Raw genomic sequence first — 23,282 nt, 5'->3', positions numbered from 1 at the left:
CCTCCACGGTTATGTAAACTGCTCGTATTATACCAAAATTTCATATAGATTGGAAAAAGGGAGCTTGTGCATTTACAAGCTCCCATACATGTCTTATCGAATTTCTTTAATACGTGCTTTTTTACCGCGAAGGTTACGTAAGTAGTATAACTTAGCACGACGTACTTTACCACGGCGAAGTACTTCGATTTTCGCGATTCTTGGCGTGTGAACTGGGAATGTACGCTCAACACCTACACCGTAAGAAATCTTACGAACTGTGAATGTTTCACTGATTCCGCCACCACGACGTTTAATTACAACACCTTCGAAAAGCTGAATTCTTTCACGAGTTCCCTCAACAACTTTTACGTGTACACGTAAAGTGTCACCAGGACGGAATGAAGGAAGGTCAGTTTTTAATTGGCCTTTTGTAATTTCTGCGATTAATTGTTGCATATTAAATTCTCTCCTTTAAACAGATGCTCTTATAAAGTCTTAATAAATTACAGCGGAACATCGTTAATACGGCTACTGATTTCAGTAGCACAAATGTTATAATAGCATATTACTAGGCCTGTTGCAATAGCAAATATATGAAGTTATTACTGCTCTCGCTTTATTTCCTCAAGCCATTTTTTCTCTTGTTTAGATAACTCTCTCTCATCTAACAAATCAGGTCTACGCGTATACGTTCGACGCAAAGATTCCTTATGTCGCCATTCATCAATGTTTTTATGATTCCCTGACATTAATACATCCGGTACCTTCATACCACGAAAATCAGCTGGACGTGTATAATGAGGATGCTCTAATAAACCTGTACTAAACGAATCCTCTACTTGTGAAGCATGATTTCCTAGCACACCTGGCAAGAGACGTACAACACTATCAGTAATAACCATAGAGGCTAATTCTCCGCCCGTTAATACATAGTCACCAATAGAAATCTCATCCGTTACGAGATGCTCACGAATTCGTTCGTCATACCCTTCATAATGCCCACATACGAAGATCAAATGTTCTTCCCCTGCAAGCTCTTCCGCTTTCTTCTGCGTAAATCTTTCGCCCTGCGGACACATTAAGACAACTCTAGGCTTACGCTCTGTCTCTTTCGTCAAATCTTCTACAGCATCAAAAATAGGCTGAGGAGTAAGGACCATACCAGCTCCTCCGCCGTAAGGATAATCGTCTACGCTATTATGCTTACTTGTTGTATAATCACGAAAGTTAACAACACGAAGGTTTACCGCTTCTTTTTCTTGCGCCTTCTTTAATATAGAAGATCCAAATACACCGGTAAACATGTCTGGGAACAACGTTAAAATATCAATTTTCATTATAGCAGCCCTTCCATTACATGAATGGTTACTAATTTATTTTCAATATTAACTTGAAGTACAACGTCATCGATATAAGGAATTAAGAGATCTTGACCCTTCGGGCGTTTAATTACCCAAACATCATTTGCACCAGGAGATAGAATCTCTTTGATTGTCCCTAGCGCTTCTCCTTCTTCCGTTACAACACTGCAACCAATAATTTCATGATAGTAGTATTCACCTTCAGCAAGTTCACCTAACTGCTCTTCTGGTACTTTTATTAAAGAACCTTTAAACTTCTCTACTTCATCTACATTGTTATATCCTTCAAATGTTAATAAATCGAATGTCTTATGTTGGCGATGAGAAGTTACCTTCACCGGAAGGTAGTCTGTGCCTTTCTCATTCGATATGTATAACGTGTTTCCTACTTTATATCGCTCTTCTGGAAAATCAGTACGAGAAATAACACGGATTTCCCCTCTTACGCCATGAGTATTTACAATCTTCCCTACGTTAAACCATTTTGTCATAAATAGTATGTCACCCCTGGTTTCTATATAAATTAAGCATCTCCATTTCACAGATGGAACATGCACTCTCTATTTAAATGTTAAAAAAGGGAGAGGAATAACTCCTCGCCCTTTTTTACGTTTATTGAATTTCCAGTGTTACTTTTTCATCATTATGATGTCCCACTGAATACAAGAGCATTCGAATCGCTTTCGCAACTCTCCCTTGCTTTCCAATGACTTTTCCAACATCCTCAGGATGTACAGTTAATCGATACTTTATCTCTCCGTTGCAAAGTTCCTGTGTAACTTTTACATCTTCAGGATAATCGACAAGAGGCTTGACAATCGTCTCGACTAACTTCTTCATAGTCATTGCCTCAATTACTTACCTTGTTTAGATAAGTGGAATTTCTCCATGATACCTTGGTTAGAGAATAAGTTACGAACTGTATCAGATGGTTTAGCACCATTTCCTAACCATTTTAATGCTGCTTCTTCGTTGATCTTAACTTCAGCTGGTTGAGCAACTGGATTGTAAGTTCCGATTTCCTCAATGAAACGTCCGTCACGAGGAGAACGAGAATCTGCAACAACTACACGATAGAAAGGAGTTTTTTTAGCTCCCATACGTTTTAAACGAATTTTAACTGCCATTTATAAAGCACCTCCGAATTTATTTCACACAGATAATTATATTAGCAAAAAGACTATTGCTTTGTAAAGTATTTTTTCTTAACAGAGCCATCTTTTTTTCCTTACATGAATGGAAACTTCAATCCACCTAGTCCTTTTTTCTTACCTTTTTGCATTCCCGTCATCGTCTTCATCATTTTTTTCATGTCATCGAATTGTTTAATTAGACGATTGATTTCTTGTACAGTTGTACCGCTACCTTTGGCAATGCGCTTTTTGCGACTAGCATTGATTATTTCCGGTTGTTCTCGTTCTAATTTAGTCATAGAACGAATAATTGCCTCAATATGCCCAATTTGTTTTTCATCAACTTGTGCATTTTTCAGCCCTTTAATTTTATTTGCACCAGGAAGCATTCCTAACAATTCATCAAGCGGCCCAAGTTGACGCACTTGTCCAAGTTGTTCTAGGAAATCGTCAAGCGTAAACGAAAGCGTACGCATTTTTTGCTCAAGTTCTTTCGCTTTCTCTTCATCAACTGTAGCTTGCGCTTTTTCAATCAATGTTAAGACATCGCCCATCCCTAAAATACGGGATGCCATACGCTCTGGATGGAACGCTTCAATTGCATCTAGTTTTTCACCCATACCAGCAAATTTAATCGGCGTGTTTGTTACAGCCTTAATAGATAATGCAGCACCACCGCGCGTATCACCATCTAACTTCGTTAATACAACACCTGTTAAACCTAACTGTTCATGGAAACTTTGTGCAACATTTACCGCGTCTTGTCCCGTCATCGCATCGACAACAAGGAAAATTTCATCCGGTTTCGCAACTTCTTTAACTTTCGCTAATTCATCCATTAGTTCTTCATCAATATGCAGGCGACCCGCTGTATCGATTAAAACATAATCGTGATGATCTTCTTTTGCTTTTGCAATCGCTTGTTTCGCAATTTCAACAGGACTTACTTGATCTCCTAAAGAGAATACAGGCATGTCCAATTGCTTCCCTAATGTTTCAAGCTGTTTAATCGCTGCTGGACGGTAAATATCCGCTGCAACAAGCATCGGTTTACGGTTATGCTTTTTACGAAGCAAATTCGCAAGCTTACCTGTCGTCGTTGTTTTACCCGCACCTTGCAGACCAACCATCATAATAACAGTCGGTGGCTTATTAGCAACAGCAATTTTGCTTTGCTCTCCGCCCATAAGTTCTGTAAGTTCTTCCTGTACAACTTTAATTACTTGTTGTCCAGGTGTCAAACTTTTCATTACATCTTGTCCGACAGCACGTTCAGACACACGCTTCACAAAATCTTTTACTACTTTAAAGTTAACATCTGCTTCTAAAAGAGCTAGACGAACTTCTCTCATCATTTCTTTCACATCGGCTTCAGAAACTTTTCCTTTGCCGCGGATTTTTTGCATTGTCTGTTGAAGTCGGTCGGCTAATCCTTCAAATGCCATATTGCCGCCCTCCTAATCTAATTTTTCGATAGCTTCAACAACTTGTTTCATTTCTTCATTCACATGCTCTTCTTCGCTGATTAGCTGTTTTAGCTTTGCAACAAGTCGCTGTCGCTCTTGAAACTTTTGAAGTAATACTAATTTTTCTTCATATTCTTCAAGCATCGCTTCAGTCCGTTTAATGTTATCATACACGGCTTGGCGACTTACATCAAATTCTTCCGCAATTTCACCAAGAGATAAATCATCTAGATAATAAAGCGACATATAACTTCTTTGTTTTTGCGTTAACAACGATTGATAAAAATCAAATAAATAGTTCATTCTCGTTGTTTTTTCGAGCATGTTGGATCATCCTTTGTTAAGTGATTTCCCTTTACATGAATTAGTTTACATGTAGTCCAAAAGAGTGTCAAGTTTTTTTCTTAACATCATATATTTTTTATAGAAAAAGAAGCGGAAATACCGCTCCTTTCACTTATACTTCTTCTGTTTCTACTAAGTTCGCAAATAAACCATACACATATTGTTCTGGATCAAACTGTTGCAAGTCATCCATTTGCTCTCCTAATCCAACAAACTTCACTGGTACATCCATTTCGTTACGAATCGCTAATACAATACCACCTTTAGCAGTTCCATCTAACTTCGTTAAAACAATACCAGTTACATTCGTTGCTTCACGGAATGTTTTCGCTTGGCTTAAACCGTTTTGTCCTGTTGTTGCATCAATAACAAGTAATACTTCATGAGGAGCACCTGGTACTTCACGCTCAATTACACGCTTCACCTTCTCTAATTCTTTCATTAAATTTACTTTATTTTGCAAGCGTCCTGCTGTGTCACATAGTAATACATCTACCTTACGTGCTTTCGCAGCTTGTACAGCGTCATACATAACCGCCGCTGGATCAGATCCAGATCCTTGTTTAATCACTTCTACACCAACGCGATCGCCCCATACTTCTAATTGTTCAATCGCTCCAGCACGGAATGTGTCTCCTGCCGCTAATAGGACTGACTTACCTTCTGATTTAAACTTATGCGCCAGTTTACCAATTGTCGTCGTTTTTCCTACACCATTAACACCAACAAATAAAACAACCGTTAATTGGTCCTCTTGCATATTAATTTCGTTACTAAAATCGCTGTCGCCTTTGTAAATTCCTACTAGTTTTTCTGAAATAACAGCTTGTACTTCTTTTGGATCTTGAATGTTACGACGTTGTACTTCTTCTTTCAATTGGTCAATTAATTCCATTACCGTCGCAACGCCAACGTCTGCACCGATTAAGATTTCTTCTAACTCTTCGAAAAAATCTTCGTCCACTTTACGGTAACGATACACTAAATCATTCACTTTATCCGCAAATGAATTTCTCGTTTTTTCTAATCCTTGTTTAAATTTCTCTGTAACTGTATCCGTTTGTTTTGAAATTTTTTCTTTTAGTTTTTTAAAAAAACTCATACTTTCCCATCCTTCCTATTCACTTGCAACAAGTTCTTCTCCGGCGTCTAAACGAACCGAAACAAGTTTAGATACCCCTGATTCTTGCATTGTTACACCGTACAACACATCAGACTCTTCCATTGTACCTTTTCTATGTGTAATTACAATAAACTGCGTCTCATTACTGAATTTCTTTAAATACTGTGCAAAACGAGCTACATTCGCCTCATCAAGGGCTGCCTCTACCTCATCTAGTACACAGAATGGTACTGGGCGTACTTTTAAAATACCAAATAAAAGCGCAATTGCTGTTAAAGCACGCTCTCCACCTGAAAGTAAACCTAAGTTCTGCAGTTTCTTCCCTGGCGGTTGTGCTACAATATCAATACCCGTATTTAGTAAATCCTCTGGATTAGTCATTACTAAATCCGCTCTACCGCCTCCAAATAATTCAGAGAATACCGATTGAAACTCCATTCTAATGCCTTCAAACGTAGTAGAAAAGCGTTTTTTCATTTCTTCATCCATTTCGGTAATAAGCTGGTGCAATGTCGCTTTCGCTTCTTCTAGGTCGTCTCTCTGCTCTAGTAAGAATGTATGACGCTCCGCTACACGTTCATATTCATCAATTGCCCCTAGGTTCACTGTACCTAACTCTTCTATAGATAATTTGATTAATTTTACTTTCTTACGCGCATCTTCTGCAGGCATTGTCATTGTATATTTTAGTTTTGCCGCTTCAAATGAAATCGTATATGTTTCACGTAAATGTTGTAATCTATTTTCCAACTCTACATCAAGTCGATTTATTCTCACTTCTTGATCTTTCAACATTTCAAGAATATATTTATGTTTACCTGTCGTTTCTTTCAAATTGCGCTCTAAATGTTCTACCCTCTCTTGCAACGATACACGTTGTTCACGACGAGAGCGAATTAATTCTGAAGTTTGATTACGATCATATGCTTTCTTCTCAATCATATTCGTAATTTGCTCTTCACCACTTGAATTAGATGTCATTTCTTGTTTTAAGAACGCTAAATCCTCTTTCGTTTTTACAAGTGTCGCATCCGTTTCTTCTTTTTCCTTCGTCAATCGTTCAACTTTTTCTTTTTGATTAAATAAGCGTTGTTGCTTTTCAGCTACCAGAACTTTTAACTCCGTCATTTCTTTTTGAACTTTTTCTTTCGAAGAATGTTGCTCACTTTTTTGTTTTGTTAAAGCTACAATTTTACTATCTAACTTAGTGATATCAGCTTGAAGATTCGTTAAAATCCCTTCTAACTCCTCTTTACGCCCTTGCATTTTTACTCGATCTTGTAAAAACCCTTCAATCTCTAAATCATAAATAGACAATCGATCATTAATACGATGTTCTTCTAATTCTAGACGATTAATCTCTTCTCTTAATTTCTGCTCATCTACACGATCTACTTCTACAGTTTGCCTTAGTTCGCGTATTTTCACTTCTTTTTCTTGAATCTCTTGTTTTACTGCTTTAACAAAGTTTTCTAACTTCATTGTTTTTTCTTCCATATCAGTTAACTTGCGAGTCCACTCTTCCAGTTCACGTTGGCGTCCTAATAAAGAAGATTTCGCTTGCTTTACCGCCCCACCAGTCATAGAACCGCCAGGATTCACTACATCACCTTCGATTGTTACAATGCGATAACGGTATTGCAGTTGTTTCGCCAACTCATTTGCTCCGCGTAAATCTTTCGCAACAATAACCGTACCTAATAAATTTGAAACTACATTTTCATATTTATTGTTGTACTGCACAAGTTCTGCCGCCACACCTACAAACGATGGGTGTTGATTTGCAATGCGTAATTGCTCAAATGATAAAGACCTGCTTTTAATAACAGCTTGCGGTAAAAACGTTGCACGTCCATGTTTATTTTGCTTTAAAAATGCTATCGCATTACGAGCATGCTCCTCTGTTTGTACAACAATGTGCTGCATCGCTGCACCTAGAGCAATTTCCATTGCAACTTCGTATTCTTTCGGTACCGTTAACAGTTCCGCAACAGCACCCTCGATACCTTGCAACCTATTTTCTCTAGCTTTCAATACTTCACGTACACCTTGATAGAATCCAGAATAATCTTCTTGCATCTCTTCAAGCATTTCTTTTCGAGAACGTGCCTGTTGCACAAATTGATATGCTTGATACAGTTTTGTTTCATTTTCACTATACTGCGTCTTACATTTCCCAAGCGCCGCCTCTGTCTTCTGTATGTTTGAGAGAATGCCAGCTACTTTTTCTTTCGCTTGTTCGTAACTTTCTACAAGTTTCGTCTTTTTCGCTGTAATTTCCATACGCATTTCTACATATTTCGCATTCTCTTCATCTAGACGCTCGTTTTTAGACGTTTGCTGTTTAGATTGTTCTTCAATCATAGATAATTCATTACGATGACTAGCTTGTTGATTTAAAAGCTCAATATAGTCACCTTTTAAATTCTCAATCTGTTCCTCTAAATTGTCAGCAAAAGTAGCAAGCAGTTGCTCATTATCATGCAATTTTTGCTCCAACTCTTTTACTTCATTCACAAATTGCATTAAAGCTTCTGTACTTGACTCAATCTCACCATCGTAACTTTTAGCTTTCTCTGTTAATTCAACAATTAACTGCTCAAGTTGCGCACAATGCGTCGTAGCATTTTGCTTTCTCTCTTTTAACAACTCACGCTGCCCTTCAAGTTTTTCTAGCTCTTTACTAGAAAGAAGAAGTACTTCTTGCAACGAGTCTACAGACTCATCTACCGCTTGTAATTGTCCTCGTAATTCCTCAAGCTCTTCTTCACTTTTTTGTAAATTCGTTGACATTTTAGCTTCTTCGTTTTTATTATGCCCAAACTGATTTCGAAGCGCTTCCCATTTCTCGTGCAATTCTTCAATTTCATGGACAATAAGCGCGGCTTCTACTTTCTCTAATTCTTCTTTATTCTCAAGATAATCTTTCGCAATAGAAGCTTGTCTTTCTAAAGGTTCTACTTGACTACTTAATTCATGAATTATATCTTGTACACGATTTAAGTTTTCTTGTGTTTCTGCTAATTTCCCTTCAGCTTTCTTTTTGCGAAGTTTGTATTTTAGTACGCCTGCCGCTTCTTCAAATACACCTCGACGCTCTTCTGACTTACTACTTAAAATCTCTTCCACTTTCCCCTGGCTAATAATTGAAAAAGCTTCTCTTCCCATACCAGAGTCCATAAATAAATCGATAATATCTTTCAATCTACATGATTGTTTATTAATATAAAAATCACTATCACCTGAACGAGATACACGACGTGTTACACACACCTCATTGTATTCAATTGGTAAACGTTGATCTTCATTATTTAAAGTTATTGTTACTTCAGCAACATTAACCGCTCTCCTCGTATCACTGCCTGCAAAAATAATATCCTCCATCTTTGCACCACGTAATGATTTTGCAGATTGTTCACCAAGTACCCAGCGAATTGCATCAGTAATATTACTTTTCCCGCTTCCATTAGGTCCTACTACAGAAGTTACACCTGGGACAAAATCAACAGATACACGCTCAGCAAAAGACTTAAACCCTGCTATTTCTAATCTTTTTAAAAACACGAAAGGCCTTCCTCCTATTCTCCGTCGTTATAAATGTTCTCTATACAAAAACAAGTATTATACGGATTTACCTTCTTTTTCATTATAAACAAAAAGAAAGTTTCATTCTATGCACAAGGAATCCCCCTCATTCAAAGGGGGATTCCTTATAGTTGTTCTTTTAATTTTTTCAATGCTTCTGCAGCAGCTTGTTGCTCTGCTTCTTTTTTCGACTTACCACTACCAAGACCTAAAGCTACGTTATTTAACGTAACACGTGACACAAATTCTCGATTGTGAGCTGGTCCTTTTTCTTGCAAAATTTGATACTCAACATTGCCACTGCCATCACGCTGAATCAATTCTTGCAACTGACTCTTATAATCCATCACATGAGAAAAAGCACCCTCATTAATTTTCGGATATACAATTTCTTTTAAGAATTCCCAAACTGTTTCTAGCCCTTGATCAAGATAAAGGGCACCAATAAACGCTTCAAAGACATCCGCTAATAAAGCTGGTCGTTCACGTCCACCTGTCATTTCTTCACCTTTTCCTAATAAAACAAGGCTACCAAATGACAATTCGTTCGCAAAACGAACAAGAGATGGCTCACATACAATAGCTGCACGTAGTTTTGTTAACTCTCCTTCGCTCATTGTCGGATATTTTTGAAACAGATACTGCGATACAGTCAGTTCCAATACTGCATCTCCAAGAAATTCAAGACGCTCATTATCTTCATGCGGTTTTTTTCGATGCTCATTCACATACGATGAATGCGTAAATGCTTGAATCAATAATTTTTCATCTGTAAACGTAATACCTATCTTTTCTTGAAACACTTTAAATGCTTCACGATATTTTGTTTCGTATTTTTTTTCTCTATATTTTCGGTACGGCATAGGTCCCTCCAGATATAAGCCAGAAAGCCCCGCTAAAAAACGGGACTTCACTTAAGCATTATAGATGACTCTCTATGTAAGTCACAGCATCGCCAACAGTAGCAATCTTTTCAGCATCTTCATCAGAAATTTCCATTTCGAATTCATCTTCTAATTGCATTACAAGTTCTACTACATCTAGGGAGTCTGCTCCTAAATCTTCCTTGAAGCTTGCAGCTGGTACTACCTCAGTCTCTTCTACTCCTAAACGATCAACGATGATTTTTGTTACGCGCTCTAAAACATCTGCCATTCCATTCACCTCCCCTCAAATATTATATTAAATATTGACCAAAAAAACTAGGTGAAATCGATTCTTTTATTACATTACCATACCGCCATCAACATTTAACGTTTGACCTGTAACATATTTGCTTTGATCAGAAGCAAAAAACGTTACAGCATTCGCGATATCTTTCGCTTCACCAAATTGAGCAGCTGGAATAACTTTTAACATTTCGGCTTTAATATTCTCATCTAGTACATCCGTCATATCAGTCGCAATAAAGCCCGGCGCAATTGCATTCACTGTAATATTTCGACTTGCTAACTCTTTTGCAGATGTTTTTGTTAATCCAATAACACCCGCTTTAGCAGCAACATAGTTAGCTTGTCCTGGGTTTCCTATAACACCAACAACCGAAGCGATGTTTATAATTCTACCGTGACGTTGACGCATCATATAACGAGATACTGCTTTTGTACATAAGAATACACCTTTTAAGTTTGTATTAATAACTGTATCCCATTCTTCTTCTTTCATACGCATTAATAAATTATCTTTCGTTACACCAGCATTATTTACAAGAATATCAACTTGTCCAAATGTATCTACTGTTTGTTTCACCATATTTGTAACATCATCAGCATTTGCAACATCTGCTCTTACCGCAATTGCATCAGAACCTAATTTTTTAATTTCATCTACTACTTCATTTGCTTTTTGTTCATTACCAGCATAATTTACTACTACATTTGCCCCTTGTTTCGCTAAATCGATCGCAATCGCGCGACCAATTCCACGTGAAGCGCCAGTTACTAATGCTACCTTCCCTTTTAACATCAGTTTTCTCCTCTCAAATTTGAAATGGTATCTTTTAATGTCTCTTCATCGTATATCGCATATGCTTTTACTGATGAATCAATTGACTTCATAAGTCCAGCAAGTACTTTTCCAGGTCCAATTTCAATAAACGTATCTACTCCCTGGCTCACCATATATTCAATAGACGGGTACCATAATACAGGCGAATAAAGCTGTTCAATTAACTTTTCTTGAATGTCTGCACCACGTGTAATAACTTCCGCCGTAACATTTGCAATAACAGGAATATTCGTGTCATGAATTGTAATTTCATTTAAAACACTTTGGAACTTCTCAGCTGCCGGCTTCATAAGTGAAGAATGGAATGGCCCACTTACTTTTAGTGGAATCGCTCTCTTTGCACCATTTTCTTTCGCTCTTTGAGAAGCAACCTCTACGCCTTGCTTCGTTCCAGAAATCACAATTTGCTTGGTACTATTCATATTAGCGATTTGCACTGCATATCCTTCACTTGTTACTTCTTCTGTAACTTGTTTCAGCATATGTGGGTCAGCACCTAATATAGCTGCCATTGCGCCTTCCCCGCCCGGAACAGCTTCTTCCATATATTCGCCACGTTTCCTTACAGCATATACAGCATCTTCAAAAGTTAATGCACCAGCTGCTACAAGAGCACTATATTCACCTAAACTATGACCAGCGACAAAGTCAGGTGTAATGTCATACTCTTTCAAAGCTGTCAAAATAGCAAAACTCGTTGTTAATAATGCAGGCTGCGCATTTGTTGTTAATGTAAGCTTTTCCTGCGGTCCTTCAAAAATCACTTCTGAAAGTGAATCTTCCAACACCTCATCTGCTTTTGCAAACACTTTTGCAACCTCTTTATTATTCTCTGCTAATTGTTTACCCATTCCAACTGCCTGTGAACCTTGGCCCGGAAAAAGAAATGCTATTTTTCCCATTTCAAATCCTCCTCTTATTGGAGTGACTCTTTCTCCATTACGCTTGAAATCGTAGGAATTACTTCTTTCGCTACCATTTCTCTCGTTTGACGAATCGCACTAAATATCGACTGGTCATTAGAAGAACCATGAGCCTTAATGACAGGTGCTTTCAATCCAAATAATGCAGCTCCTCCATACTCCGAATAATCCATTTTATCTTTTAATACCATAAGTTTTGGCTTTAATACCGCCGCTGCTAATTTGCTCGTAAATGAACTCATTAACTGTTCTTTCAACATAGAGAATAGCGCAAGTGCTGTTCCCTCTAATGATTTCAACGCTACATTCCCTGTAAAACCATCACATACAACAACATCTGCTACACCTTGCAATAAATCTCTTGATTCAACGTTCCCAACGAAATTAATTGGCGCATCTTTAAGCATTGCAAATACTTGCTTTGAAAGCTCGTTTCCTTTTCCATCCTCTGTTCCAACGTTTAATAGTCCAACGCGAGGATTTTCAATTCCTCTTACCTTCTCAGCATAAACAGATCCCATTACTGCATATTGATATAAATGAATTGGTTTTGCATCAACATTTGCTCCAACATCTAACATAACAAAACCTTTTCCATCTACAGTTGGCATTGTAGGCGATAAAGCTGGTCGCTCAATTCCTTCCATACGACCGACTACAAATAATCCAGCTGCCATTAAAGCTCCCGTACTACCTGCGGATATACAAGCGTCTGCTTCTCCATCCTTTACTTGTTGTGCCGCAAGCACCATTGAAGCTTGTTTTTTTCGACGAACCGCTCTTACTGGTTCCTCCGTTGATTCTATTTTTTCGTCTGTATGAAGAATAGTAATTCGTTCATCACTCGTTAAGTATTGACGAATTTCCTCTTCTTTCCCTACTAACGTAATATGTAAATCAGAATATTCCTTAATAGCTTTCATTGCCCCTAATACTACAGCCTTTGGAGCGTGATCTCCGCCCATTGCATCTATTGCGATTTTCATAAGTTGTTACCTTCCTCACTATAATTACTAGATCGATACATTTCAAAAGTGCCTGTAAAAACAAGTTCTTCTCCAACGAAGCTACGCACTTTGACAACCGTCCGTCCTTTATCATTCTCTACATCTTCAACGCGCGCTTTTGCAACAACACGCTCTCCTAATTTTACAGGGCGAATGTATCGAATGGTAGACTTTGCAGTTAAAGCTAATTCTTCATCAATAACCGCAACAGCTAGTGAGTTTGCTTGCGCAAACAGATGATGCCCACGAGCAATTTGATTTCTTTTAAATACATGTTCTATCTTTACTTCAAAGATAGAGATTGCATGTCTATCTAATTCAATATCAATAATTTCTCCAACAACCTCTTCTAACGGTAAAGATTTCACATCTTCTTCATGTTGCTTTGTAGCTACATGTTTAATTCTCTCTCTTAATTCAGGAATAGACAATTCCATACGATCAAGTCGTACTGTTTGTATACTCACTTGAAATTTTTCCGCTAAATCTTCATCCGTAATAAAAGGATTTGATTCGATTGTTTGTTGTAATAACTCTTGTCTTTCTTTTTTACTTCTTCTTTTTTTCATACCGCACCATCCATTTTTATGACTAGGTACTAACAGTAGTATATAATCATTAAAAGTAGAATGCAACAAAAACTTTTGTTGACTCCCTTTAATCGAGCTTCTCTCCTTGGAACACACCTGTCCCATCAAGATACGTACGCAAGGCAGCATACTGATCATTATGCCAAAACGCTTCTGAATCTACTAGTATCGCCGCATCTTGCCTTGCTGTTTCTAACGCTCGATAATCATGTACCATGTCAGCAACCTTAAATTCTGGTAAGCCACTTTGCTTACTCCCAAAGAAATCTCCAGGACCTCGTAATTCTAAATCTTTTTCTGACAATACAAATCCATCATTTGTTTCAGTCATTATGCGCATTCTTTCTTTCCCTGTTTCTGATTTAGGGTCTGCTATTAATAAACAATATGATTGTTCACTACCACGGCCGACACGCCCTCTAAGCTGATGAAGCTGCGATAAACCGAAACGTTCTGCATCATAAATAACCATTACAGTCGCATTCGGTACGTTCACACCTACTTCAACAACTGTTGTCGATACAAGAATTTGTACTTTATTTTCACTAAACTGTCCCATTATCTCTTCTTTTTCCTGAGACGATAATCTCCCATGCATCAATCCAACTTGGCATTTCCCTTGGTAATGATGCGTCAGCATACTATGTAAGTCGATAGCATTTTGCACATCAAGTTTCTCAGATTCTTCAATTAAAGGACAAATAACGTATGCCTGTCTTCCTTTTTTTATCTCCTTTTCAACGAAACCGAGAACGCGATCTAACATATCATGTTTTGCCCAGTATGTTTCAATCACCTTTCTACCTGCTGGCATCTCATCGATTATCGAAACATCCATCTCTCCAAATGCAGTAATTGCAAGCGTACGCGGAATTGGTGTCGCTGTCATAAATAATACATCTGGACTTTCACCTTTCTCCCGTAAAACTCGGCGCTGCGCTACACCAAATCGATGCTGTTCATCTGTAATAACGAGACCCAACCTATGAAATATAACTTCATCTTGAATTAAGGCATGCGTTCCAACAAGAATATCTATTTCTCCTTGTTCTAACTTCGCTAAAATTTCTCGACGTCTCGCCCCTTTAACAGAACTTGTTAACAGTTCCACCTTCATACCAAAATGCGAAAACGTTTCAGCAAGCGACTGATAATGTTGCTCAGCTAAAATTTCTGTAGGAACCATTAAAGCACCTTGATAATGGGCTAATTTCGATGCATAAAGGCCAATCGCAGCAACAACTGTTTTCCCAGAACCAACGTCACCTTGCAATAGTCGGTTCATCCGATAAGGAGATGTCATATCTTTCAAAATTTCATCTACAACTCGGCGCTGCGCACCCGTTAATGGAAACGGCAGTGCATCGATAAATTCTTGTAATTCTACTGACGGAATCTCTTTCTTCGTCCCTTTTGAATTTTCCCTCTCCATTTTCCGGAGCGTTTGCATTTTCAGCTGAAATAAGAAAAATTCTTCATATACAAAACGGCGACGCGCTTGCTTCAAATCTTCCTGTCCTACCGGAAAATGCAATGCCCTAAGCGCTTCATATCTTGGTAATAATTTATATCGCCCTAACAAACCATCCGGTAACACTTCGACTATAGAATCTCCATATTCCTTTAACGCTTGAGCAATAAAACGACGCATCTGTTTTACTGTAAGTTTCCCCTTTACTGAATAAACAGGTTCCACTTCTTGTTGACGTACAACCGGCCCAAAATGAAGTTCTGATACAGCAATTGTTTGACGATGTTGATCCCATTTACCAGTAATCGTTACCGTTTCATCTAACTTTAATTTTTGCTTATAGTAAGGCCTATTAAAACATACCGCCGTAATTAAATAACGACCGACGAGAACACGAACTGTTAAACGCGATTTCTTCTTACCATAATATTGCAGCAAAGGAGCACTATGAATCTTCCCTTCAACCGTTACACGTTCATCATGCTTTACTTCAGCAAGATCTTTCATCGCATAATCTTCATAACGGTATGGAAAATGTTCTAATAGATGAGAAACTGTATAAATACCCATCTCATGTAGTAACTCAGATGTTTCTCCTCCGATCCCCTTTACATCCGTAACAGGAACTTGTACAACATCATTCAAGATTCTCACACCCCGTCACATTATTTTCTTTATTGCATTTTATTTGAGTACCAATTAGCATCTGTAATCGCTCTCTTTCACCTTATATATTCTATCATAGGCATTCTAAGAGAAACTACTCAAATCCCTTATATAAAACAAGTAAAAAAGAGCCTCACTATTAGCAGCAAGGCTCTTTTCTCTCTTCAATATGCTAGCCTTTTGAATAAAAACTAGTAATAAACTTCATATTACTACTTCTTATCCATTAGCAAGTAAGTAATCCATTTATTTTCAAAACGAATCTTATCTTATTCTACAGAGAAGATGAAAGAATACACTGGTTGGTTTCCAGCATGCACTTCTACTTCTGCATCTTCAAATTTCTCTTCTACAAATTCAACTAACTCCGCTACTTCTTCGTCAGTTGCATCCTCACCTTGTAGAATCGTTACGATTTCAGAATCTTCATCAATAAGCGCTTCTAGTAATTGCTTCGCAGCTCCTACTTTTTCAGCATTTGTAGATACAATTTTCCCATCTGCAATACACATGAAGTCATCTTTTTGAATTGCTACACCATCAATTTCCGTATCACGTACAGCATACGTAATTTGACCTGTTTTCACATGAGATAAAGCTTCTTGCATGTTTTCTTCATTCTCTTCTAACGTTCCAACTGGGTTAAATGCTAACATTGCTGCCATACCTTGAGGAACTGTTTTCGAACGAACAACAATAACTTCTTGATCTACAACTGATGCCGCTTGTTCTGCTGCCATTACAATATTTCCGTTATTCGGTAAAATAATGATTTTTTCAGCATTTGCTTCTTCAATTGCCTTCACGATATCCTCCGTACTTGGATTCATCGTTTGACCACCTTCGATAACTTTCGTTGCGCCGATGCTCTCAAATAAAGTTTTAATACCAGACCCCATAGCTACAGTTACGATACCATATGGTTGTTTTTCTTTCGATTGAGCTGGTTGTTCAGGAACCATAGTAGGTTCATCTAATAAAGCAGTATGCTGTTCACGCATATTTTCTACTTTAATCTTAATTAAACTACCGTATTTTTGCCCGTAGTTCATAGCGTCTCCAGGATGTTCTGCATGGATATGAACCTTTACAATTTCATCATCAGACACAACTAGTAGAGAATCACCATATACACTAATATCTTCACGGAATTTTTGCTCAGAGAAATTATGCTCTTTCACCTTTTCAGCCTCTAATTTCACCATGAACTCCGTACAATATCCATACTTAATATCTTCTGTACTCAATTGGCTTTGTACACTACGGTGATGTTCTGCGCGTACCATTTCATTCATAGATGGTTGCGTCGGTGCATCAGAAGAAATCGTTTCTCCTTTTAAGTCAGCTAAAAATCCTTCGTATACCACTACAAGACCTTTACCACCGCTATCTACAACGCCAACTTGTTTTAATACAGGTAATAAATCTGGCGTACGATTTAACGATGCGTTTGCTTCTTTCACAACATCTTCCATAAACAAAACAAAGTCGCGCTGTTTTTTCGCAACTGTTACTGCATATTTACCCGTTTCTCTTGCAACCGTTAAAATCGTTCCTTCAATCGGTTTCATAACCGCTTTATAAGCCGCCTCTACTCCAGCTTCTAGTGCTGCAGCAAAATCAACTGTTGTTAATTCTTCTTTTTGTTCAATGGATTTAGAGAAACCACGGAACAACTGAGATAAAATAACTCCAGAGTTACCACGAGCTCCCATTAATAATCCTTTGGCTAAACTTACGCCGACTTTACCAGCATGCTGTGAAGGGTTTGCTTTCACTTCACGCGCACCTGAAGTCATAGATAAGTTCATGTTTGTACCGGTATCGCCATCTGGAACTGGAAATACGTTTAATGCATCAACAAGCTGAACATTGTTTGTTAAATTATTCGCTCCTTGCATGATCATTTGTGATAAACGTTTTCCATCAATTTTTTGAATTGACACAGATTTTCCTCCTTAATGCACATTACAAGTTTATTACTTTAACTCCTTGTACGTAGATGTTTACAGAATCTACTGCTAGTCCTACAGTTTGATCTAATGTATATTTCACTTTCGTCTGCACATTATGTGCCACTTCTGAAATTTTCGTACCATAGCTCACAATAATATACATATCAATATGTACTTCATCTTCATCTTTACGAACAATAACACCTCTAGTGAAGTTTTCTTTTCGTAAAATGTCTGTTAATCCATCTTTTAACTGATTTTTTGATGCCATACCTACGATACCGTAGCAATCTACCGCGGCACCTCCAGCAATTGTTGCAATTACATCTGTACTAATATCAATTTGACCGTACTTCGTTTTAATTTCAATTGACATCTCGTTTCCCCCTTCATAAATGGTGAAAGTGAGCTAGACTACTTTAGTTACTATCATATAATCTTTTTAAAGAAAATTCCATCGTTCTTTCTTTTCACTCTCATATTTTATGTTTTAAATTACACTTTTTTATGATGAGCAAAATAGTCCATTGTTATTATACAACATGTACCACTATAATATGTCAAGCAATTTTTATGGATTTCAACTTTTCTTCATTAACATATAGTGTCAAGTAAATTTTCTTGATTTCTTTTTTCTACGGTGTTGCATTCTCTTTTTAGTTGTGTTAAATTATAGTAGTGTTTTTAGCATCGCATAAAAGACTAACATTGAAAAATTACGTATGGTAAGGTATCAAGGGAGGGAAATATAAATGGCTCGTGTTTGTGCTATTACTGGAAGAAAAGCTCGTTCTGGTAACTCTCGTTCTCACGCAATGAACGCTACAAAACGTAAATGGGGCGCTAACCTTCAAAAAGTTCGCGTACGCATCGACGGAAAAGTTCAACGTGTTTACGTTTCTGCTAGAGCATTAAAATCTGGCAAAATCGAACGTGTTTAATAATAAAAAAAAGAGCCGATAGGCTCTTTTTTTACTATAACAATGGAAAAAGCACCGGTGATAGGTGCTTTTTTTAATCTTTTTTGAAGGTATTTAACATTGCACGAACTATTCCACCAAGAAATTTAGGTAACTTAATTGTATAAAATCTCATGGTTTCCCTCCTAATCCCCATTACTCCACTTGGTCACTATATGATGTAAGGAGCAAAATTGTTTCTTCAATCAGTGCTTCTTATCAACATTAATATGCCAGAAGTAAATGAAAAAGTACCTTTTTCCTCAACGAGTTCGTTACTAATACAAAGTGTTGATCCCCACTCTATTGTTTTATTAGTAAGAGGGTACTTAAAACCAAACAATGTAATCCCTTCCACTATTTCAGTAACTGGTACAAAAGATACATAAGGAAAATTTTTATTTTCTTCAATTATATGTGTACCCATTTTTTTAACTGTTATTTCATTTTTATTGTCCACAATACACATTTCTATCTCTACTTCTAACCCTTTTAAAAGCATCTGTATATTTGCCAAACCGTGATCAAGCCTTCCACCAGTAGCACCAAAAATACGAATTAGTGCCGGCTTCTGTTCTAATGCCCAGTTGATTGCAATTTCTAAATCCGTTTGATCTTTTTCCCGCGGAACAATATGTAATTCGTTCGTTTGCTGTCCCATCCATACTAATTCTTCTTCAGTAACTGAATCGTAATCTCCAAACGCAACAGCCGGGGTAATCCCTTTCTTTAATAGACGGTATACTCCCCTATCAACCGCTGCCCACACTACTTCCTCATTCTCGTATCGAGCAAAATCTGCGCAATATTCCGAAGGTCCTCCTGCCAAAATATGAATAATCATTTTTTCTTCTCCTTCCATTGTAAAAAGGCAATCTGCCATTCGGTAGATTGCCTTTTTACATATTTTTATCCTATCCTATAAATGCCTTACTAGGATAAAAGTTCACCACTACCCACGAATTACGCGAATTGCTTCACCGCGGTCTTTTTGATTGTATACTGCTGACCCAGCTACAAGTACATTTGCTCCTGCTTCCACACAAAGTCTTGCTGTTTCAGCATTTACACCACCATCAACTTCAATTTCCACTTCTAGATTGCGCTCTTTCACCATGTCTGCAACTTGTTTAATTTTCGGTAATACAGAATGGATAAACTTCTGTCCACCAAATCCAGGGTTTACTGTCATAAGTAATACCATATCTATATCTTCTAATACATGCTCAATCACTGAAACTGGCGTATGTGGATTTAATACAACGCCCGCTTTAATACCATGAGATTTAATTAACTGAATTGTACGATGTAGATGCGGACACGCCTCTACGTGAACAGTAATAATATCCGCTCCCGCTTGTGCGAAAGTCGGGATATAGTTATCAGGATTTTCAATCATTAAATGTACATCTAATGGTAATGATGTAATCGGACGGATTGCTTCTACAATTAACGGTCCAATCGTAATATTTGGTACGAAATGTCCATCCATTACGTCAACGTGAATGTAATCCGCTCCGCCCTTTTCTACATCTTTAATCTCTTCCCCTAATTTTGAAAAATCTGCTGATAAAATCGATGGTGCAATTTTAATCATAACTAATACCTCGGCTTTCTCTCTCTAATTTCTTCTACGAATTGTTTATAGTTCTTATAGCGATATTCTGTAATCTTCCCTTCTTCAACCGCAGCTTTCACCGCACATTTCGGTTCAGAAAGATGTGTACACCCTCTAAATTTACAGTATTGGCTCGCTTCTTTCAACTCTGGAAAACAATATGTAAGATCTTCTACTTCTATATCAATGAAATCTAGTGAACTAAAACCCGGTGTATCTGCTACTAGTCCACTCCCAATTGCAATTAATTCTACGTGTCTTGTCGTATGCTTCCCGCGTCCTAAATGGGAAGAAATATCATTTGTTTTCAGCTCTAATTCTGGACGTAGCACATTAAGCATTGAAGATTTCCCAACACCAGATTGGCCCGCAACGACAGAAACACAATTTTCTAAGTATGGTTTTAATATATCAATACTTTCTGACGTATTAATAGAAGTAAATAAAACATCATAACCCATCTCACGATAATCATTCGCATAAGCTTCAACAGTTGCTTTCATCTTTTCATCTACTAAATCCATCTTGCTAATACAAATAATTGGCTTAATGTTATGATATTCAATCAGCACTAAAAATCGATCTAACAGTCCAGGATTAAAATCTGGTTCTACTGCAGAGAACACAAGGATCGCTTGATCGACATTAGCAATAGGAGGTCTAACAAGTTCATTTTTTCGATCAAACACTTCAAGCACATAACCTTCAGTTGGATTATCTGCCTGAAAAACAACTTGGTCTCCTACAAGTGGTGTAATTTTATTTTTTCTAAATACACCTCGTCCACGACATTGCGTAACCCCTTCTTCATGCTGCACGTAATAAAACCCACTTAAAGCTTTTATAATTTTTCCTTCTGGCATAGAATTCTCCTTTTTTGTATAAGGTGATGCTGAATTTAAAAATGAATGGATTTAAATTTTCCAAATAACGATTTCAAAACCTACCATATATACTTTCGCTAATATACATTGAATTTCCCATTAAATGCAAAAAAATATTTACAGCTGCATCACTTTACTAGCTTTTTGAATCATATATTTTTGCCTGCTATACCGTCCACTTTGTAGACAGCATAACAGGCAATAATAATAAGTAGACTTTCACTATTATTGAGTTGGATATGGTACTTCTTTATCAATAATCGTTACTCCATCCCGTACAATTTTATAGTGTCCCTTTGAACCTTCTTGAATTACAAATTCTAAAGAAATAGTCGCTGATTCAGTAATTGTTCTCGTTTCAACCGGTCTATCCATTTTTTGCTGCATGTCTTCTTTATAAATTTCTATTGTTTGCGGCTTTTTTTCACCTGTTACAGCAGGCTCATATGGGATAGAGATATTGTCCACTTTTACCGTTTTAGTCACTTTAGGCTTTTGACCATCAGAGATAATAATAGTTACTTTATCTCCCTCTTTTAATGGTGTACCTGGTTTTGGAAATTGCGAAATTACAAGTCCTTTTTCGACTGTATCTGAATACTCTCGTTTTATATCTGACGTTAGTTTTCTCTCATTCAAATAACCAGTTACACTATTTTCAGTCCACCCCGAAAAGTCACCTGGTCTAATTTGATAAGGCCCTTTACTTACCCAGATTTTCAGTTCTTGCTCCGCTTCTATAACCATCTGATCAGGCGTCGGAATTTGTTCTACAATTTCACCTTTCGGCTTATCATTTTCAATATAATTTACCGTAACTTGTTTATATTTTTCTTCTAACTCAGCTTTTACACTCTCAAAGTTTTGACCTGTGAAATTTGCCATCTTACTTTTCTTTTTTCCACCTGATTGATAGATAGTAATTTTAGCGTTTTCTTTTACGACTCTTCCTGCTACAGGGTCCGTTTTTATTACATCCCCAACTTCAACATCATCTGTATATACAATATTAGGCTCCGTCACCTCAAAGCCCTTTTCTACTAATGTATTTACAGCTGTCGTGTATTTCATACCAGCCACATCAGGAACTTTCACATCTTTCGGAATAAATAATCCTGGAATAACCGTAAGCGCTAATGTTATTCCTATTGCTAAAAATAAAAATGTTGAAATTAAAACTTTAAGCCACTTGTTACTCCGTTTTTTCTTCTTATCTAACTCAGCTGCTTCTGCTCTTATCGGTTCTTCCACCTTACTCCCTTTTAAAACAATCGTTTCATCACTTACATTTTCAAATAATTGTTCTTGTTGAATAATCGGAATCGCTTTCGTCGCTTCCATATCTTCTGGTATGTAAAACGGTTGCTCATTTATCCTCTCTGGATATAGCGCAGTTTCAATATCTCGCTTCATCGCATTGGCAGATTGATATCGATGGAACGGATCTTTTGCAGTTGCTTTTAATATAATATTTTCAACACTTTGCGGAATATTTTCATTCCATCTTTTTGGTGATGGGATTTCACTTTGTAAATGTTTTAAAGCTATAGCAACAGCAGATTCGCCAGAAAACGGTTGTCTTCCTGTTAACAATTCAAACATAACTATCCCAAGAGAATAGATATCTGATTGTTTATTTGCTATCCCGCCACGTGCCTGTTCTGGTGATAAATAATGGACTGAACCGAGCACTGAATTTGTATGTGTAATTGTTGTTGCACTTGTAGCTGTCGCAATTCCAAAATCTGTTACTTTTATTATTCCATCAGCTCGAATTAAAATATTGTGCGGCTTTATATCACGATGCACAATTTCAAAATGATGGGCGTGTGCCATAGCGGATGTTAACTGCTCCATAATATCAAGAGCTTCTCCTATAGGTAACATCCCTCGCTCAATTATGTATTGCTTCAATGTTTGCCCTGGTACATATTCCATGACAAGATAGTATATACCATCTTCTTCTCCGACATCATACATATTCACAATATTTGGATGCGACAACGTTGTAACAGACTGCGCTTCTCGATGGAAACGTTTAATAAACTCTTCGTTATTTGAGTAGTCGAGTCTTAATATTTTTACCGCTACATCCCGGCCAAGTATATCATCATGAGCTAAATATACATTGGCCATTCCGCCACCACCAATCATTTTCAGCAGCTTATAACGGTCATTTAAGCGTTTTCCAATCAGCACGTTGCACT

The 23,282-nt window shown here is 37.4% G+C and carries 24 protein-coding genes; 1 reads left to right on the top strand and 23 read right to left on the bottom strand.

Going from position 1 to position 23,282, the window contains the following annotated elements; genetic code table 11:
- Window positions 1-93: 93 nt before the first annotated feature.
- The 18 genes from rplS to HMAS_RS05260 all read right to left on the bottom strand — a co-directional run bounded on the left by rplS (window position 94) and on the right by HMAS_RS05260 (window position 17,990).
- Window positions 94-438 (bottom strand): 50S ribosomal protein L19, encoded by a 345-nt coding sequence (rplS, locus tag HMAS_RS05345; protein ID WP_001186516.1) that lies wholly within the window; start codon window positions 436-438, stop codon window positions 94-96.
- Window positions 439-584: 146 nt separating this feature from the next.
- Complete coding sequence (gene trmD, locus HMAS_RS05340; protein ID WP_000686903.1) at window positions 585-1,319, bottom strand: tRNA (guanosine(37)-N1)-methyltransferase TrmD; 735 nt, start codon at window positions 1,317-1,319, stop codon at window positions 585-587.
- On the bottom strand, window positions 1,319-1,834 hold the full coding sequence (gene rimM / locus HMAS_RS05335; RefSeq protein WP_000170278.1) for a ribosome maturation factor RimM: 516 nt from the start codon (window positions 1,832-1,834) through the stop codon (window positions 1,319-1,321). Before rimM ends, trmD begins: the two co-directional genes overlap by 1 nt.
- Window positions 1,835-1,955: 121 nt before the next feature.
- On the bottom strand, window positions 1,956-2,183 hold the full coding sequence (locus HMAS_RS05330) for a KH domain-containing protein (RefSeq protein WP_000737401.1): 228 nt from the start codon (window positions 2,181-2,183) through the stop codon (window positions 1,956-1,958).
- Between the two features lie 14 nt (window positions 2,184-2,197).
- Window positions 2,198-2,470, bottom strand: a complete 273-nt coding sequence (gene rpsP / locus HMAS_RS05325; RefSeq protein WP_000268750.1) for a 30S ribosomal protein S16 — start codon at window positions 2,468-2,470, stop codon at window positions 2,198-2,200.
- Between the two features lie 101 nt (window positions 2,471-2,571).
- Window positions 2,572-3,921, bottom strand: coding sequence for a signal recognition particle protein (gene ffh / locus HMAS_RS05320; RefSeq protein WP_000863460.1), 1,350 nt, complete (start codon window positions 3,919-3,921; stop codon window positions 2,572-2,574).
- Between the two features lie 12 nt (window positions 3,922-3,933).
- Complete coding sequence (locus HMAS_RS05315; RefSeq protein ID WP_000891062.1) at window positions 3,934-4,266, bottom strand: putative DNA-binding protein; 333 nt, start codon at window positions 4,264-4,266, stop codon at window positions 3,934-3,936.
- A gap of 133 nt (window positions 4,267-4,399) precedes the next feature.
- Window positions 4,400-5,389, bottom strand: coding sequence for a signal recognition particle-docking protein FtsY (gene ftsY, locus HMAS_RS05310; protein WP_000007655.1), 990 nt, complete (start codon window positions 5,387-5,389; stop codon window positions 4,400-4,402).
- 15 nt (window positions 5,390-5,404) lie between these two features.
- Window positions 5,405-8,974 carry a chromosome segregation protein SMC gene (gene smc, locus HMAS_RS05305; RefSeq protein ID WP_000478974.1) on the bottom strand — a complete coding sequence of 1,190 codons (3,570 nt, stop codon included), beginning with the start codon at window positions 8,972-8,974 and terminating at the stop codon, window positions 5,405-5,407.
- Window positions 8,975-9,120: 146 nt separating this feature from the next.
- Window positions 9,121-9,858 (bottom strand): ribonuclease III, encoded by a 738-nt coding sequence (gene rncS, locus HMAS_RS05300; RefSeq protein ID WP_001146875.1) that lies wholly within the window; start codon window positions 9,856-9,858, stop codon window positions 9,121-9,123.
- Between the two features lie 58 nt (window positions 9,859-9,916).
- Window positions 9,917-10,150, bottom strand: coding sequence for an acyl carrier protein (acpP, locus tag HMAS_RS05295; protein ID WP_000786062.1), 234 nt, complete (start codon window positions 10,148-10,150; stop codon window positions 9,917-9,919).
- A 69-nt stretch (window positions 10,151-10,219) separates the two neighbouring features.
- Window positions 10,220-10,960 (bottom strand): 3-oxoacyl-[acyl-carrier-protein] reductase, encoded by a 741-nt coding sequence (gene fabG / locus HMAS_RS05290; protein WP_000911773.1) that lies wholly within the window; start codon window positions 10,958-10,960, stop codon window positions 10,220-10,222.
- Entirely contained in the window at window positions 10,960-11,904 is a 945-nt protein-coding gene (gene fabD / locus HMAS_RS05285; protein WP_000515900.1) for an ACP S-malonyltransferase, read from the bottom strand. Before fabD ends, fabG begins: the two co-directional genes overlap by 1 nt.
- Before the next feature lie 14 nt (window positions 11,905-11,918).
- The gene (gene plsX, locus HMAS_RS05280; RefSeq protein ID WP_000684100.1) at window positions 11,919-12,911 is read right to left on the bottom strand and encodes a phosphate acyltransferase PlsX; all 993 of its coding nucleotides are present in this window, start codon (window positions 12,909-12,911) and stop codon (window positions 11,919-11,921) included.
- Window positions 12,908-13,501 carry a transcription factor FapR gene (fapR, locus tag HMAS_RS05275; RefSeq protein WP_000747348.1) on the bottom strand — a complete coding sequence of 198 codons (594 nt, stop codon included), beginning with the start codon at window positions 13,499-13,501 and terminating at the stop codon, window positions 12,908-12,910. Before fapR ends, plsX begins: the two co-directional genes overlap by 4 nt.
- A gap of 88 nt (window positions 13,502-13,589) precedes the next feature.
- A complete protein-coding gene (gene recG, locus HMAS_RS05270) occupies window positions 13,590-15,638 on the bottom strand; it encodes an ATP-dependent DNA helicase RecG (RefSeq protein WP_001000813.1) in 2,049 nt (682 codons plus the stop codon).
- Window positions 15,639-15,928: 290 nt separating this feature from the next.
- A complete protein-coding gene (locus tag HMAS_RS05265) occupies window positions 15,929-17,605 on the bottom strand; it encodes a DAK2 domain-containing protein (RefSeq protein WP_000027129.1) in 1,677 nt (558 codons plus the stop codon).
- A gap of 22 nt (window positions 17,606-17,627) precedes the next feature.
- On the bottom strand, window positions 17,628-17,990 hold the full coding sequence (locus tag HMAS_RS05260; RefSeq protein ID WP_000021109.1) for an Asp23/Gls24 family envelope stress response protein: 363 nt from the start codon (window positions 17,988-17,990) through the stop codon (window positions 17,628-17,630).
- 376 nt (window positions 17,991-18,366) lie between these two features.
- On the opposite strand from HMAS_RS05260, the gene rpmB reads away from it, so the two are divergent.
- Window positions 18,367-18,555: a 50S ribosomal protein L28 gene (gene rpmB, locus HMAS_RS05255; RefSeq protein ID WP_000124776.1), complete on the top strand. Its 189-nt coding sequence runs from the start codon at window positions 18,367-18,369 to the stop codon at window positions 18,553-18,555.
- A 73-nt stretch (window positions 18,556-18,628) separates the two neighbouring features.
- On the opposite strand, the gene spoVM is transcribed toward rpmB, so the two are convergent.
- From spoVM to pknB, 5 genes are all read right to left on the bottom strand, one after another.
- Window positions 18,629-18,709 carry a stage V sporulation protein SpoVM gene (gene spoVM, locus HMAS_RS05250; RefSeq protein WP_001213599.1) on the bottom strand — a complete coding sequence of 27 codons (81 nt, stop codon included), beginning with the start codon at window positions 18,707-18,709 and terminating at the stop codon, window positions 18,629-18,631.
- 66 nt (window positions 18,710-18,775) lie between these two features.
- Window positions 18,776-19,456 (bottom strand): thiamine diphosphokinase, encoded by a 681-nt coding sequence (locus tag HMAS_RS05245; RefSeq protein ID WP_000752663.1) that lies wholly within the window; start codon window positions 19,454-19,456, stop codon window positions 18,776-18,778.
- Window positions 19,457-19,525: 69 nt separating this feature from the next.
- A complete protein-coding gene (gene rpe / locus HMAS_RS05240) occupies window positions 19,526-20,170 on the bottom strand; it encodes a ribulose-phosphate 3-epimerase (protein ID WP_000589974.1) in 645 nt (214 codons plus the stop codon).
- 2 nt (window positions 20,171-20,172) lie between these two features.
- The gene (gene rsgA, locus HMAS_RS05235; protein WP_001113932.1) at window positions 20,173-21,054 is read right to left on the bottom strand and encodes a ribosome small subunit-dependent GTPase A; all 882 of its coding nucleotides are present in this window, start codon (window positions 21,052-21,054) and stop codon (window positions 20,173-20,175) included.
- 246 nt (window positions 21,055-21,300) lie between these two features.
- Entirely contained in the window at window positions 21,301-23,274 is a 1,974-nt protein-coding gene (gene pknB, locus HMAS_RS05230; protein ID WP_000904748.1) for a Stk1 family PASTA domain-containing Ser/Thr kinase, read from the bottom strand.
- Window positions 23,275-23,282 lie beyond the last annotated feature (8 nt).

It is taken from the genome of Bacillus sp. HMA207 (assembly GCF_003402455.1).
GTDB lineage: Bacteria > Bacillota > Bacilli > Bacillales > Bacillaceae_G > Bacillus_A > Bacillus_A cereus.
The sequence above is the reverse complement of the archived record's forward strand: the minus strand, read 5'-3'. Positions and strand labels throughout refer to the sequence as shown.